Genomic DNA, 14,718 nt, shown 5'->3' on the forward strand with positions numbered 1-14,718 from the left:
CAGTCGTAGATACGCCGCATCACCGCGGCCACCTGGTTCGATTCCTCCAGGTTCTGCTCGTACGTGAAGTCGCGGACGGCGCGCATCCAGTTGAGGTCGGCGCCGGCGCAGAAGGCGGAGCCGACGCCGGTGAGGACGACGACGCGGCCGCCGGGGACCTTGGGCGCGGCCTCGAAGACGTCCAGCAGGTCCGCGAGCATCCCGCCGTTGAAGGCGTTGCGGACGTCGTCGCGGTTGAGCGTCACCCAGATCGCCGGGCCCGACGCGTCGAACGTTATCGTTTCGTAGTTGGCCACGTTAACCCGCTTCCTAAGCTACATCCTGAACACGCCGTAGCGCGTCTCGGGGATGGGCGCGTTGAGCGACATCGCTATGGCGAGGCCGAGCGCGGTCCGCGTCTCGGTGGGCTCCAGGATGCCGTCGTCCCAAATGTGCGCCGTCGAGTAGTACGGCGTGCTCTGCCGCTCGTACTCCTCCATCACCGGCCGGCGGAACTCCTCCTGCTGCTCCTCGGTCCACTCCACGCCCTTCTTCTTCAACTGGCGGAGTTTGACGGTGAGGAGGACGTTGGAGGCCTGGTCGCCGCCCATGACGCAGATGCGGGCGTTGGGCCACATCCACAGGAGGCGCGGCTCGTACGCCCGGCCGCACATGGCGTAGTTGCCGGCGCCGTAGGAGCCGCCGACGATAACGGTGAACTTGGGCACGTCGGCGCAGGCCACGGCGTGGACGAGCTTGGCGCCGTCCCGGGCGATGCCGCCGTGCTCGTACTGCTTGCCGACGATGAAGCCGGTTATGTTCTGCAGGAATATAATAGGTATCCGGCGCATCGTGCAGAGTTCGATGAAGTGCGCCGCCTTGAGCGACGACTCCGAGAAGAGGACGCCGTTGTTGCCCAGGATGCCGACCGGGTACCCCATCAGCCGGGCGAAGCCGCACACGATCGTCGGCGCGTAGAGTTCCTTGAACTCGTGGAAGCGCGAGCCGTCGACGAGGCGCGCGATAATCTCGCGGATGTCGTAGGGTTTGTTGACGTTGGCGGGGATGACGCCGGCGAGCTCCTCCGGGTCGTAGTGAGGGTCCTCGGGTTCGTCGCGGCCCAGCTCATAGCGCCGCGGCGCATCGAGGTTCTGCACGACGTTGCGACACATCTCGAGCGCGTGCTCGTCGTTGAGGGCGTAGTGGTCGGCGACGCCGGAGATGCGGCAGTGGACGTCGGCGCCGCCCAGCTCCTCGTCGGTGACCTCCTCGCCGGTGGCGGCCTTGACCAGCGGCGGGCCGCCGATGAAGATGGTTCCCTCCTTACGGACGATTATGGCCTCGTCCGACATCGCCGGCTGGTACGCGCCGCCCGCCGTGCACGAGCCCATCACCGCGGCGATCTGGGGAATATTGAGGGCGGAGAGGCGGGCCTGGTTGTAGAAGATGCGGCCGAAGTGGTCGCGGTCCGGGAAGGTCCCCTCCTGCAGCGGCAGGAAGATGCCGCCCGAGTCGACGAGGTAGACGCACGGGAGGCGGTTTTTCAGCGCTATCTCCTGCGCGCGGACGTGCTTCTTTATGGTAACGGGGAAATAGGTGCCGCCCTTGACGGTGGCGTCGTTGGCGACGACGAGGACCTCCCGGCCGTGGACGACGCCGACGCCGGTTACCAGGCCCGCCGCCGGCGCCTCGCCCCCGTACATATCCCAGGCGGCGAGGGGGCTGAACTCCAGGAAGGGCGTGTTGCGGTCGAAGAGGCCGCGGAGGCGTTCGCGCACCAGCATCTTGCCGCGCTTGACGTGGCGCTCGCGCTGGCCCTCGGGGCCCATCTCGCGGACCTGCGCCAGCCGCTCGCGGTACTCCGCGACCACCGTGAGGTTCACGTCGCGGTTCTTCTTGAACTCGTCGGAATTCGTATCTACTTTGGACTCGAGGCGGAACATATTTTTTATTTTGGGCTTCTATGTAGGGGCCGACCTTCAGGTCGGCCCGTTCACGTTACCGGATTACGTCTACTATTGCGGTTACGTTTTCCGCTTTACGGACCGGATTGTAATCGTCGTCGACCCACCGCGCCGGGTTTTCTTGAATATAAAACCGAGCCCGGTTCAACTCGTCGTCGTTCCGTAAAACGCGTTCGTAATAATTCCGTTGCCACACCGGCGCGCCGGGTGTCTTCCGTTGAGCGTTGATTCGTCGCGTAACGGCGCCCTTATAACCCACGATATACGACGCCAACGAAAAGCGCGCCGGTCCCCGCGGCCGGTAATTGGGTCGTTGTAGGGGCGACTGGCCAGTCGCCCCTACATCATTGCCGTAAATATCGTGCTTGATAACGACGATCCCGTGGACGTGATTAGGCATTACCACGAACGCGTCTAAACCTATTTCCTCGCGTACCGCCGCGGAACGACGCCATTCTTCGAAAACAATTCTGCCGGAAGGATTCAAGGTTATACTACCGCCGGGCGATACTTCCCCGAAAGCGCATTCGCGGCCGTAAGTACAAATCGTTATTAAATATGACCCGGGATCCGAATAATCGTAGCCCGTGAGCCTGATCGAACGGCGGCGTTTTTCCGGGTTGTTTACCATTTATTCCGATATATGGGCGCAAGGCCTTGCGCCCCTACCGGGCCTACGGACCGGCCCCTACGTAAAAACTCATACGCTACGCCGGTACGGCCTTGTGGCCGTAACAGATGATGCCGGCCTCGCCCTCCTGGTAGATCTTTTACGTAGGGCGCGGTCTTTAGACCGTGCCACCAAAACCTTCAAACTACCTCTGCTAAAGAGCATACGAAAGAACCCGAATACGGGTATCGTAACGCGTCACTTACCAGGGCCCGCCGTACCGGGTTATTAATAATGTATTTGGCAACCTTAAGGCTATCCTCGTCTTTTCGTAACACCCGGTCGAAGTAAGAACTCTGCCATAATGACCCCCCGTATAACGTTTTACACAAATACGACGAACGCGATTTAAAAAGACGAACGAATTCTCTTAAATCACTACCCTCGCCGCCTTCAATTAATAAATGGAAGTGATCCGGCATAAAAGTGTACGCTAGTACGTCAAAGCCGAGTTTCGCCGAAGCTTGCGATAATATAACGACGATTTCCGCGTAGGGCCAACCGTCCGTTAACACCGGCCGGTTCTCATATGTACAGATCGTTACGAAATACCGGTACGGACCGACGTAATTAAATTCCCTCAACCGCGGCCGCCGCCGCCGGATGCCGTCGCGCGGTAGCTTCGACGATGTCACAATACGTTACTACTTCGGTGGGCCGGTCTGAAGACCGGCCCCTACGTAAAAAACAAACGTTACGCCGGGACGGCCTTGTGGCCGTAACATATTATCCCGGCCTCGCCCTCCTGGTATATCTTGCGGAACTCGAGGCGGACCGGCATACCGGCCTTTATCTCTTCGAGCGGCACGTCGACCAGCTGCGCCATCAGCCGTACGCCGCCGTCGACCTCGACGATGCCGAGGCCGTACGGCACCTCCTCCGCGAAATCGCTCGGCCCCACGCGGATAATCGTGTACGTCACGACCTTGCCGGTATCAGACAACGTAACCGTTTCGAAGTCCCGGCCGCCGCACGGGCACACGCGCCGCGGCGGGTAGTATACCTTGCCGCAGCTCGAGCACTTGCCGGCCTCGAGGCGGTAGCGCTGCGGGATCTCTCTCGTATATCGGGCCGAGGGCATCTACGCCACCTCCAATATGTGAACCACCGCGGAGCCGCCCGAGCCGCCCATGTTCTGCGTCAGGCCGCGTTTGGCGTCCTTCACCTGGCGCTCGCCGGCCTCGCCGCGGAGCTGCTTCACCACTTCCATCACCTGCGCCACGCCGGTCGCGCCGACGGGGTGGCCCTTCGATTTCAGGCCGCCGGAGGTATTGACCGGGAGGTCGCCGTCGCGGGCGGTCCGGCCCTCGAGCGTGGCCTTGCCGGCCTCGCCCTTCCCCACCAGCCCCAACGATTCTATCACGACGAGCTCGGCAATGGTGAAGCAGTCGTGGACCTCGAAGAGGTCGACGTCTTTAGGCGCCACGCCCGCCATCTCGAACGCCTGCTCGGCGGCCTTGGCCGTCGCCCCGAGCCAGGTCATATCCTCGCGCTGAGCGAGCTGAATGGTGTCGGTGGCGTGGCCGAAGCCGGCGATTTTTATCGGCAGCTTCTTCGAGAGCTTCTTCGCCGTCTCGAGCGGGCACAGGATCGCCGCCGCGGCGCCGTCCGTGATGGGCGAGCAGTCGAGGATGTGCAGCGGGTCCGCGACCATGATGGAATCGAGAACCTGCTTCGCGCGGATATGGAACGGGTACTGCGCCATGGCGTTGAGGGCGCCGTTGTCGTGGTTCTTAACGGCCACCTGCGCCAGCATTTCCGGCGTCGTGCCGTAGCGGTCCATATGGGCGCGGGCGATCATGGCGTACAGGCCCGGGAAGGTTGCGCCGTGGTAGCACTCGTACTCGGCGTCCGCGGCGGTCCCCAACGCGTACGTCGCGTCGCCGCCGCCGACGTCCGTCATCTTCTCCACGCCGCCGGCGAGGACTATATCGCTGTGGCCGCTCGCGACTTCCAGCGCCGCCATCTTGACGGCCGCGCCGCCCGAGGCGCAAGCGCTCTCGACGCGCGTCGCGGGCAGGTGCCGCTGGCCCAAGTAATCCGCCAATAGCGAGCCGATGTGCTCCTGCCCCGCGAATAGCCCCGACGACATACAGCCCACGTACATGCCATCGACGTGGTCGACGCCGGCGTCGTCTATGGCCGCGAGCGCCGCCTCCACGAAAATATCGCGCAACGACTGCCCCCACAGCTCGCCCCACTTCGGGTTGGCGCCCACGCCGATTATGGCAACGTCCCTCATCTATTACGCTCCTTTGACGTTCATGATTATCTTGCCGCGGAACTTCGCGTACTCGCCGTATTGCAAGTAGAAGCGCTCGCCCTCCAGCAGCTCCCGCGTCTGCGGCGCGGCCTTCTGGACCTCGGCGATGCGGTCCGTGCAGCGGAAGACGAAGCCGTCGGAGCCGGCGCCCGAGCCGTACGAGACGTGCAGGATGCGGTCGCCGGCCTTCGCGACGTCGAGGATAGCGGTCAGGCCCATGGGCGAGGAGCCGGAGTACGTGTTGCCGAGCAGCGGGCAAAGCAAGCCCTGTTCCCACTGATGCGGATTGAAGCCGAGTTTTTTAGCGACCGTCGCCGGGAACTTGCCGTTGGGTTGGTGGAAGACGCAGTACGCGAAGTCGGCGGGTTTGAGGCCGGCCTTATCCATAATCGCCGTCGCGCAACCGATGACGTGCTTGAAGTACGCGGGCTCGCCGGTGAAGCGGCCTGCGTGCTGCGGGTAATACTGGTGCTCGCGGCGCCAGAAGTCCGCGGTGTCGGTCATATAAGAATAGGTGTGCTCGCACTCGGCCACCAGGTTGTCCGCGCCCATTACGAAGGCCGCGGCCCCCGCGGAGGCGGTGTACTCCAACGCGTCGCCGGGGGCGCCCTGCGACGTGTCGGCGCCGATGCCGAGCGCGTACGTCACCTCGCCGGCGTCCACTAACCGGAGCGCTACGGACATCGCCTCGGTGCCGGCCTTGCACGCGAACTCGAAGTCGGCGCAGCGGCACTCGGGCGTCGCGCCCAGCGCCTCCGCCACCGTCGTCCCGGACGGCTTGACGGCGTAGGGGTGCGACTCGGAGCCGACGTAGCAGGCGCCGATGGCGGCCGGGTCGACGCCGGCTCGAGCGACCGCGCGCCGCGCCGCCGTAACCGAGAGCGTTATGGTATCGGTGTCGGGCGCCGGGACCGACTTCTCCTGGACGTTGAGGCCCTTCTTGTATGCCTGGGCGTCGGCGCCCCACACCTTCGCTATCTCTTCGACTTTAATGCGATAGCGCGGCATGTGGCAGCCCCAGCCTACTATTCCCGCCATTCTCCGTAACCTCCTGGCAGAGGACAAAAATACCCACCCTCGCGAAGCTCGGGCGGGTTAAATCGGTACGCGACGGCGCCGGGCAGGCGTAATAAGGAACGGATAGAAAAGTTGGGAATACAAACCGTTTGGCCCTTGCAATCGCGACTTATTCCGTTAACTTCGCGAATTTAACTTCGGTAAAAAATTCACGAGGGCGTAAAACCTATAATATCCGGGCCGCCGTGTCAAGGAGAATTTAGTCCACGTTATGGGTTAAAAGGCACCGGCGTAAGTAGGGGCCGACCTTCAGGTCAGCCCGTCGGCGTTCACGACAAACCTCCTACACGCCCCAGCCCGGCAGCTTAAACTGTGCCGTCGGATGTTACCATCCGACGGTATATACGATTTGTTTCCCGACCCCGCGGTTAACCTCCTGGAAACTCTGGATAATGGTAGCTAACGCAGGGGCGTACCTTAAGGTGCGCCCACCAGTTAGCAAGGGGCTTAAGCCCCTTGTCCAAACACGAGGCGGCCAGACCTGAAGGTCCGGCCCTACGTATCAATTCCGCCCGAACGCGCTCGAGTAGCACCGGCTCCGCCGTGCACCTCCTGCAAACTCTGCACCGTCGCTCGAGCTAACGTAGGGGCGTACCTTCAGGTGCGCTCACCAGTTAGCAAGGGGCTTAAGCCCCTTGTCCAAACACGAGGCGGCCGGACCTACATGTCCGGCCCTACGATTTAGTTTCACCCGAACGCGCGCGGGCAGCGCCGGCTCCCCTGTGGATTTCTTGTAGGCTCTGCACCCCCGGGACGCTCTCGCGAAGGACCCGCGCCGCCTCCACCGTCGCCCGGGCCGCGGACAGCGTCGTCACGACGAGAATACCCCGCGCCCGCGCCGCCCGCCGCACCGTCACGTCGTCGTAAAACGACTCCCGACCCATCGGCGTATTTATTATTAAATCGATCTCGCCGCTGACGACCTTATCCGCGACGTTGGGCCGCCCCTCGTCCACCTTGAACACCGGCTCGACGTTCAGGCCCTCCCGGCGGAGGCGGGCCGCGGTCCCGCGCGTCGCGACCAGCCTGAAGCCCAGCGCCGCCAGGTCCCGCGCTATCGGCACGACGTTGTCTTTGTCGTTGTCGTTCACCGAGACGAAGGCCGTCCCCCGCAGCGGCACGTGATAGCCGGAGGCGAGCTGGGCCTTGCCGAACGCCAGGCCGAACGTCGGCGCGCCCGACATCACCTCGCCCGTCGACTTCATCTCCGGCCCCAACACCGTGTCCACCCCCGGGAAGCGGTCGAACGGGAAGACGCACTCCTTGACGAAGTGTCCCGGCGCCCGGCCCTCCCCCGCGAGGCCCTGCTCCGCCAGCGTCTTGCCGGCGACGACCCGCGCCGCCACCTTCGCCAGCGGCACCCCCGTCGCCTTCGAGACGAACGGTACGGTCCGCGACGCCCGGGGGTTTACCTCCAACACGTAGACGACGTCGTCCTTTATGGCGAACTGGATGTTGATAAGGCCGCGGACGCCGAGCGCGAGCGCGAGGCGCCGCGTATAGTCGCGGATGGTCTCGAGGTGGACGCCCTTGATGAGAAAGGGCGGGATGACCGCGGCCGAGTCGCCGGAGTGGATGCCGGCCTCCTCGATGTGCTGCATGATGGCGCCGATATACACCTCGTCGCCGTCGGCGACGGCGTCCACGTCGGCCTCGAACGCGTCCTCCAGGAAGCGGTCCACCAGCATCGGCTTCTCGGGCGAGACTTCGGCGGCCTCGGCCGCGTACCGCGCCAGCGCGCGCTCGTCGTAGCAGATCGCCATCCCCCGGCCGCCCAGTACGTACGACGGCCGCACCAGCACCGGGAAGCCGACGCGCGCCGCGGCCTCCCGCGCCTCCTCCAGTGAGAACGCCGTCCCGTATTCCGGTCGCGGTATCCCCAGCTCCCCCAGCAGCGCGCCGAAGCGCTCGCGGTCCTCCGCCAGGTCGATGGCGTCGGGGGAGGTGCCGAGTATGGTCACGCCGGCGGCCTGCAGCGGCCCGGCGAGCTTCAGCGGCGTCTGGCCGCCGAACTGGACGACGACGCCCTCCGGCCGCTCGCCGGCCACCACCGCCAGGACCTCCTCCAGGTTCAGCGGTTCGAAGTACAGCCGCGTCGACGTATCGTAATCGGTGGAGACCGTCTCCGGGTTGTTGTTCACCATCACGACGTCGTAGCCGAGCTCGCGGAGGGCGACCGCGGCGTGGACGCAGCAGTAGTCGAACTCGATGCCCTGGCCTATGCGGTTGGGCCCCGCGCCCAGGATGACGACGGCGCGGCCAACGCCCTCCGGCGCCTCGTTCTCCTCCTCGTAGGTGGAATAATAATAAGGTGTATAGGCTTCGAACTCCGCGGCGCAGGTGTCCACCGCCTTGAAAACGGGCACGACGCCCGCACGCTCGCGGCGGCGGCGGACATCCTCTTCGGCGGCGCCCCACAGCCCGGCCAGCTGGCCGTCGCCGAAGCCGGCGCGCTTGGCCTTCCGGAGCAGCTCGTCGGGGGCCGACGTCAAATCGAACGCGCCGAGTTCTCCCTCCAACTCGACGAGCTTATTTATTTGATGGACGAACCACGGGTCGATGGCGGTGGTTTGCGCCACGTCGGCCTCGCTCCAGCCGCTCTGCAGCGCGAGCTTGACGTAGAAAATTCTGTCGGGGTTGGGCACGCGGAGGCGCTCGCGGAGGAGGTCGGCGTCGAGGCGGCTCGAGCCGTCGGCATCCAAACCGCCGTGCCCGCTCTCCAACGAGCGCAACGCCTTCTGCAGCGCCTCGCCGAAGGTGCGGCCCAGCGCCATCGTCTCCCCCACCGACTTCATCGACGTCGTGAGTACGTCGTCGGCGCCGGGGAATTTTTCGAAATTCCAACGCGGGACCTTTACGACGACGTAGTCCACCGTGGGCTCGAAGCACGCCGGCGTCTCGCGCGTGATGTCGTTGGGAATTTCGTCCAGCGTCAGGCCCACGGCGAGCTGGGCCGCTATCTTCGCGATGGGAAAGCCCGTGGCCTTGGAGGCCAGCGCCGACGAGCGGCTGACGCGCGGGTTGATCTCGATGACGACGACGCGGCCGTCCTCGGGGTTGACGGCGAACTGGACGTTGGAGCCGCCGGTCTCGACGCCCACCCGCCTGATGACGGCCTGCGCCATGTCGCGCAGCCGCTGGTACTCGACGTCGGTGAGGGTCTGCGCCGGCGCGACCGTTATGGAGTCGCCGGTGTGCACGCCCATCGGGTCCACGTTCTCGATGGAGCAGATGACGACGACGTTGTCCGCGGCGTCCCGCATCACCTCGAGCTCGAACTCCTTCCACCCCAGGACCGACTCCTCGAGCAGCACCTCGCGTATGGGCGAGGCGCCGAGGCCGCGGGCTACGGCGCGCTCGAACTCCGGAACGTTGAAGGCCACGGCGGCGCCCTCGCCCCCCAGCGTAAACGACGGCCGAATAACGAGCGGGAGGCCGAGCTCGGCGGCTACGTCGCGGGCGGCCTCCAGCGTGCCCACCGCCGCGGCGCGCGGCACCGGCAAACCCTCGGCCACCATCGCCGCGCGGAAGAGGCGCCGGTCCTCCGCGGTGCGGATGGCCGCCAGGTTGGCGCCGATGAGGCGGACGCCGTTCTCGCGCAGGATGCCGGCCTCCGCCAGCTGCACCGCGAGGTTGAGCGCGGTCTGGCCGCCCACCGTCGGCAACAGCGCGTCGGGTTTCTCGCGCTCGATGACCTTGGCGACGGCGCTGAGCGTGAGCGGCTCCACGTACGTCGCTGCGGCGTACTCCGGGTCCGTCATTATCGTCGCCGGGTTGGAGTTGATGAGCACGACGCGGTAGCCCTCCGCGGCGAGCGCCTTGCAGGCCTGCGTCCCGGCGTAGTCGAACTCGCACGCCTGGCCTATGACGATGGGGCCGGCCCCAATTACGAGTATGGTTTCGATGTCGTCGCGTCTGGGCATGGCTAGAAGCCGAACGTCTTCTGCGTACGCCGCTCGAGCATTTCCAAAAAGACGTCGAAGTTGTAGGAGGCGTCGTGGGGCCCGGGCGCGGCCTCCGGGTGATACTGCAGGCTCATGGCGGCGTACTCGTCCGCCCGCAGGCCCTCGACGGTCCCGTCGTTGAGGTTGACGTGCGTGACGCGCACGCCGTCGGGCAGCGACGCGGCGTCGACGGCGAAGCCGTGGTTCTGCGACGTTATCTCGACGCGGCCCGTCTTGAGGTTCTTGACCGGGTGGTTGGCGCCGTGGTGGCCGAACTTGAGCTTGTAGGTCCGGCCGCCGAGCGCGAGCCCCAGTATCTGGTGCCCCAGGCATATTCCGAAGATGGGCATACGCCCGATAAAATTCTTAACTGTATCGACGACGTACGGCAAGGCCGCCGGGTCGCCCGGGCCGTTGGAGATAAACAGGCCGTCGGCTCGAGAGGCCAGGATTTCATCCGCCGTAGCCGTGGCCGGGAAGGCGGTAACCTCGACGCCGCGGCCCGCCAGGTGGCGGAGGATGTTGTTTTTAAGGCCGCAGTCGAGCGCCGCGACGCGCCACCTCGCGTCGCCCTCCGCCGGCCGGAAGACCTCGGCGCCGTCGCGCGTAACGTCGCGGACGAGGTCCCGGCCCGCCATAGGCGGCGACGCCAGGACCCGCTCGAGCACCTCCCCCTCGTCGCAGGGGTCGACGGCGACCGCGCCCCGCATCGCGCCCGCCTCGCGGATGTGCCGCGTGAGCGCGCGGGTGTCCACGCCCGAGAGGCCGACGACGCCGTGCCGCTCCAGGTATTCGCCCAGCGACGCCGTCGCCCGCCAGTTGCTGTAAAAATCCTCGTACGAGCGGACGACCAGCGCGGGGAGGAATATCCCGGGCGATTCGACGTCGTCGTCGTTGACGCCGTAGTTTCCGATATGGGGATACGTTAACGCGACGATCTGGCCCGCGTACGAGGGGTCGGTCAGGATTTCCTGGTAGCCGGTCAGGGCGGTATTGAAGACCACTTCGCCCAGCGCGAGGCCCGTCGAGCCGAAGGCCTCGCCGCGGAAGGTCCGGCCGTCCTCGAGAATCAAGAAAGCGTCACCGGCCATAATAAAAATAACGCCGGCTCCCGGAGGGCCGGCGGTTCACTAAGTAGACGCTGTTTTTAAGTAATGAAACATCCCGACTTCGGCGGAATTCTACCAAAACGCCAGCGGTGTCGCAACAACATATTGGCGGATTGCGTTACCGCCGCCTTCGGCGCCGTAGGGAACGACGGCCGGGGCGGCGGCCCGACGGCTACGAGTACCGCGGTAAACTACTCCGGACGGCGTCGAGCTTTTCCTTCGCCGCCGGCGCCATCTCGAAAAATTTCGTAATTTTATCGCAGCCGTAGTCGTCGCAGTAGGCGCAGCTCGCGACGCCCCGGCCTACGACGCAGGCGCGCACGTCGCACTCGCGGGTGTGGCCGCACTTCCGCTCGCCCTCCGTCGTGCACCCCTCGCACCATACGTACTCGGGCTTGATTTCGTGGCCGTACTCCCCCGACCACCGCGCGGCGATAGCCGCGATCATTTCGGCGTCGTTCTCGCGCGTCGCGACGTACGCCGGACAGGCGCCGCAATCCAGGCCGCAAGCGCCGAGCAGCTCGTCCATGTGCTTCCTCCCGCTCGAAGGTCCTCCGGGACGTATTAGAATTTTGAACATTAACGCATAAAAGACGTCGCGATGTCAAACGAATTCCGCGGGCCGGCGCTCGCGAAAAACGCGCTAAAAAAAGCCGCCCCGGAGGGCGGCTTTCGGCGATCGTCTTGATTACTTAAACGTGGCCTTGATTTTACCCATGGACGACGGCGTGACCGCGGAGCCACCCCGCGTCTCGAACCGATAAACGCGGTCCCTCGAGGCGTCGAACCCGGCCCAAACGTAGTTGTTGACGTAGTCGTAGTCGAGGCCGCCTATGGTCCCGTACGCCGAGACCGAGAACCAATCGTACGTCGAGCCCGTAACCGAGCACTTGCGGATGCGTCTATAGGTGCCGTCGGCGATCCAGAGGTAACCGTCGCCGTAGCCGATGCCTCGGGGTTCGAAGGGCACGGAGTACGAGGCATATACGGACCCGGTAGTCGCGTTCATCCGGTATATACGCCTGTTCCCGGTGCTGGTGCCGTAAAGGTAATACGTCGACCCCACCGCCCGGAACGCAACGCCGTAGGGAGTCGTGTAAGGCACTACGTACGAGCGGTAAATCGACCCGGAATCGTAGCCGATCTGGTACATACGCCGGAAGCCGTAGTCCTGGAGAAAATAATAGCCCCTGGGGGCGATATATGCGCCGTCGCAATCTCGCGTAGCGCTCCCCGGCAGGGTGTGCGACCTTTGGATCGACCCTGAATAGGTCACCCGGTAGCAGCGGTCCGGCAGGTTGGTAGCGACCCAAAGGTAATCGTTGCTGGTGAAGAGTCTTTCCCACCCGACGCCGTTCGGAAGAGTAGAGCCCGCGGGGCAATAGAACGACGATACCACGCTGCCCCACCCGAACGCGGAAACCGCTAGCGCACCTACGGCGATAGCGGCGATTAAGACGTAACCTTTCCTCATTATACGTTCCTCCTGCGTTAATGGGAGGTAAAAACCTCCCGTTTTCGTGCTGCGAGCACGCTATCGAATTATCCCGGCCTCAAAGACCGCACGCCCCTCAATCCGTCGGCGCGAATAATTAACGAAAAGGCCATTTAAAACTGACCTAATCAATAACATATTTCCCTGAAATAGTCAAACCCTTTACAGTTTTAGAATCGGATATCAGAAAAGCCGCCCCGGGGGGCGGCTTAATCTTACGGCAATACGCGTCAGCGCGCGACGACGAGTTTCCGCGTCGCGGCGTACGGCCCGGCGCGGAGGGTATAGAGGTAAACGCCGGGCGGGACCTTCCGGCCGTCGACGTCGAGGTTCCAAGCTACGTCGTGGACGCCGTCGCCGTACGAGGCCGCGGCCGGCGTCGCCACCAACCGACCCGACAAGTCGTAAACGTCGAGGCGCACGTCACACGCCTCGGCCAGTTCGAAAGTGAAGGTCGCCGCGTCGCGCGCCGGGTTGGGATAGCTCTGCGCCAGCGCGAAAGACTTGACGGCGCCCGAGCCCGCGGCGGCTTCCACGGGGCCGTACTCCTCCGGCGGGCCGCCGAGCGGGACCGCCTCCAACCAATACTTATAAGCAACGCCCGGGCGCACGTCGTCGAAATACTCGAGCGGCGGCTTGCCGGTTATCAGCGCGTCGTTGAGTTTGGCGCGAGCCGCGTCGACGTCGCGCGCGGCCCGGTACAGGTTGAAGCCCGCTACGTTTACGCCCGGCGCCGTTAGCCAGCTCAGCGCCACGCCTTCCCGCCGGCCCTGCGCGTCGAAGTCGAGTACTATCGCCGTGTTGGTCGAGTACGTTATGTGCATATCGTCGAGGCGAGGGGTACTGGTATCGTTAGTGGTCGCCAGACGAACCCGGTATTGGAAGTAACGGCGGCCGTTCTGGATATAGTCGTTGAGGTCGGCTCCGGAGGAAGTGATATCGCCGGACCAACTTCCCATGTTCCCGGAATCGTTGGACGCCCGGACCTGGAACCGGACCGACGTCCCGCCGGGGGTATTGGCGCTCCAATATATGCGGCCCCAGGCGGCCGAGCCGCCGGTATCGAGGATGGAGGAATCGAGGGCACCTAAGCTCCGGTAGCCGTAGGTTATGGACCACCAGTCGGCGGAGCCGCCGTCGAGCGCCGAGCTCACGATGTCCAAGATTTCGTCCTCGTCGACGTCGTCGACCCAGATGCTGGAGGCGCCGTTGTAATTGGTAGCGATCCGGCCGCGCGTGAATTGCTCGCGGCCGTCGTTCTGCCACCAGTCGAGGGTATCGGCGAGCTGGGCCGTGCTCAGGACGTCTATGTCGCCGTCGAGGTCGGCGTCGAAGCCGACGACGTCGTACGCGCCGTTATAATTGCTGGCGATGTTGCGGCGGGTAAAGGTGGGCGGCGAACCGCCGCGGTTCTCCCACCAATCGACGGAGTCGGAACCTATGGCCGCGGAGAGGATGTCGTTCCGGCCGTCGCCGTTCACGTCCACGACGTAGGAGTTCCGGGAGCCGTTGTAGTTGTTGATGAGGCGGTGGGCGGTAAAAGTGGGAGGCGAACCGCCCCGGTTCTCCCACCACTCGAGGAAGTTGCCGAACTCGCTGGAGATGACGAAATCCGGCCGGCCGTCGCCGTTGAGGTCGCCGGTGCCGAGGGGGGCGTTGTTGGGGCCGCGGTAGTTGGTGCGGATGACGTGCTCGGTGAAGTTCTGCCGGCCGTCGTTCTGGTACCATCGGAGGTCCGTAACCTGGACGCCGCCCGCCACGATGTCCATATTGCCGTCTTGGTCGAAGTCGGCGCAGCCGGTCCCGTCGACCTGGTCGAAATATTTGGAAATAAGATGTTGATTCCACTCCCCGGAGCGGTCGTTCTCGTACCAGTATATGTATCGGTCGTCGGTATATATGATGTCGGCCCACCCGTCGCCGTTGAGGTCGAAGACGTGAAAAGAGGGCCACTCGTAGTCGAGTATCATCTTGGGGGTTGCCGCGAACTTGCCTCCGCCGAGGTTTTTATACCAAACCACGCCGGAGTTATGGCCGCCGACGACTATGTCGGGTCGGTCGTCGCCGTCGACGTCGCCGGTCTGGGCCGCGTAGAGTTCGCTACGGTTGCCGAGGTGGTGCCGCGTACCCGGGAAGCTCGGCCCGAGCCCTAAAATAAGGAAACCGGTGTCCAGGTAATTGATTTTGTCGGATTCCCAAAAGCGGTTGCCCCACGTA

The 14,718-nt window shown here is 64.4% G+C and carries 11 protein-coding genes; all 11 read right to left on the reverse strand.

Going from position 1 to position 14,718, the window contains the following annotated elements:
• On the reverse strand, positions 1 to 296 hold a 296-nt coding region (locus VMX79_11820), incomplete at its 3' end, for an enoyl-CoA hydratase-related protein (GenBank protein HUV87784.1).
• A gap of 18 nt (positions 297 to 314) precedes the next feature.
• Positions 315 to 1,922: a carboxyl transferase domain-containing protein gene (locus VMX79_11825; GenBank protein ID HUV87785.1), complete on the reverse strand. Its 1,608-nt coding sequence runs from the start codon at positions 1,920 to 1,922 to the stop codon at positions 315 to 317.
• A 55-nt stretch (positions 1,923 to 1,977) separates the two neighbouring features.
• The gene (locus VMX79_11830; protein HUV87786.1) at positions 1,978 to 2,574 is read right to left on the reverse strand and encodes a transposase; all 597 of its coding nucleotides are present in this window, start codon (positions 2,572 to 2,574) and stop codon (positions 1,978 to 1,980) included.
• 733 nt (positions 2,575 to 3,307) lie between these two features.
• A complete protein-coding gene (locus VMX79_11835; GenBank protein ID HUV87787.1) occupies positions 3,308 to 3,694 on the reverse strand; it encodes a Zn-ribbon domain-containing OB-fold protein in 387 nt (128 codons plus the stop codon).
• Positions 3,695 to 4,855 (reverse strand): thiolase domain-containing protein, encoded by a 1,161-nt coding sequence (locus tag VMX79_11840; protein ID HUV87788.1) that lies wholly within the window; start codon positions 4,853 to 4,855, stop codon positions 3,695 to 3,697.
• Positions 4,856 to 4,858: 3 nt separating this feature from the next.
• A complete protein-coding gene (locus VMX79_11845; GenBank protein HUV87789.1) occupies positions 4,859 to 5,914 on the reverse strand; it encodes a hydroxymethylglutaryl-CoA synthase in 1,056 nt (351 codons plus the stop codon).
• A 713-nt stretch (positions 5,915 to 6,627) separates the two neighbouring features.
• Positions 6,628 to 9,876 carry a carbamoyl-phosphate synthase large subunit gene (gene carB / locus VMX79_11850; protein HUV87790.1) on the reverse strand — a complete coding sequence of 1,083 codons (3,249 nt, stop codon included), beginning with the start codon at positions 9,874 to 9,876 and terminating at the stop codon, positions 6,628 to 6,630.
• Between the two features lie 2 nt (positions 9,877 to 9,878).
• Positions 9,879 to 10,988 carry a glutamine-hydrolyzing carbamoyl-phosphate synthase small subunit gene (gene carA, locus VMX79_11855; GenBank protein HUV87791.1) on the reverse strand — a complete coding sequence of 370 codons (1,110 nt, stop codon included), beginning with the start codon at positions 10,986 to 10,988 and terminating at the stop codon, positions 9,879 to 9,881.
• A gap of 190 nt (positions 10,989 to 11,178) precedes the next feature.
• Complete coding sequence (locus VMX79_11860) at positions 11,179 to 11,535, reverse strand: DUF3795 domain-containing protein (GenBank protein HUV87792.1); 357 nt, start codon at positions 11,533 to 11,535, stop codon at positions 11,179 to 11,181.
• Positions 11,536 to 11,694: 159 nt separating this feature from the next.
• Positions 11,695 to 12,480, reverse strand: coding sequence for a hypothetical protein (locus VMX79_11865; GenBank protein ID HUV87793.1), 786 nt, complete (start codon positions 12,478 to 12,480; stop codon positions 11,695 to 11,697).
• 251 nt (positions 12,481 to 12,731) lie between these two features.
• Positions 12,732 to 14,718: FG-GAP-like repeat-containing protein (locus VMX79_11870; GenBank protein ID HUV87794.1), on the reverse strand; the 1,987-nt coding region annotated here is incomplete at its 5' end.

This window comes from bacterium (genome assembly GCA_035529855.1).
Taxonomy (GTDB): domain Bacteria; phylum RBG-13-66-14; class B26-G2; order WVWN01; family WVWN01; genus WVWN01.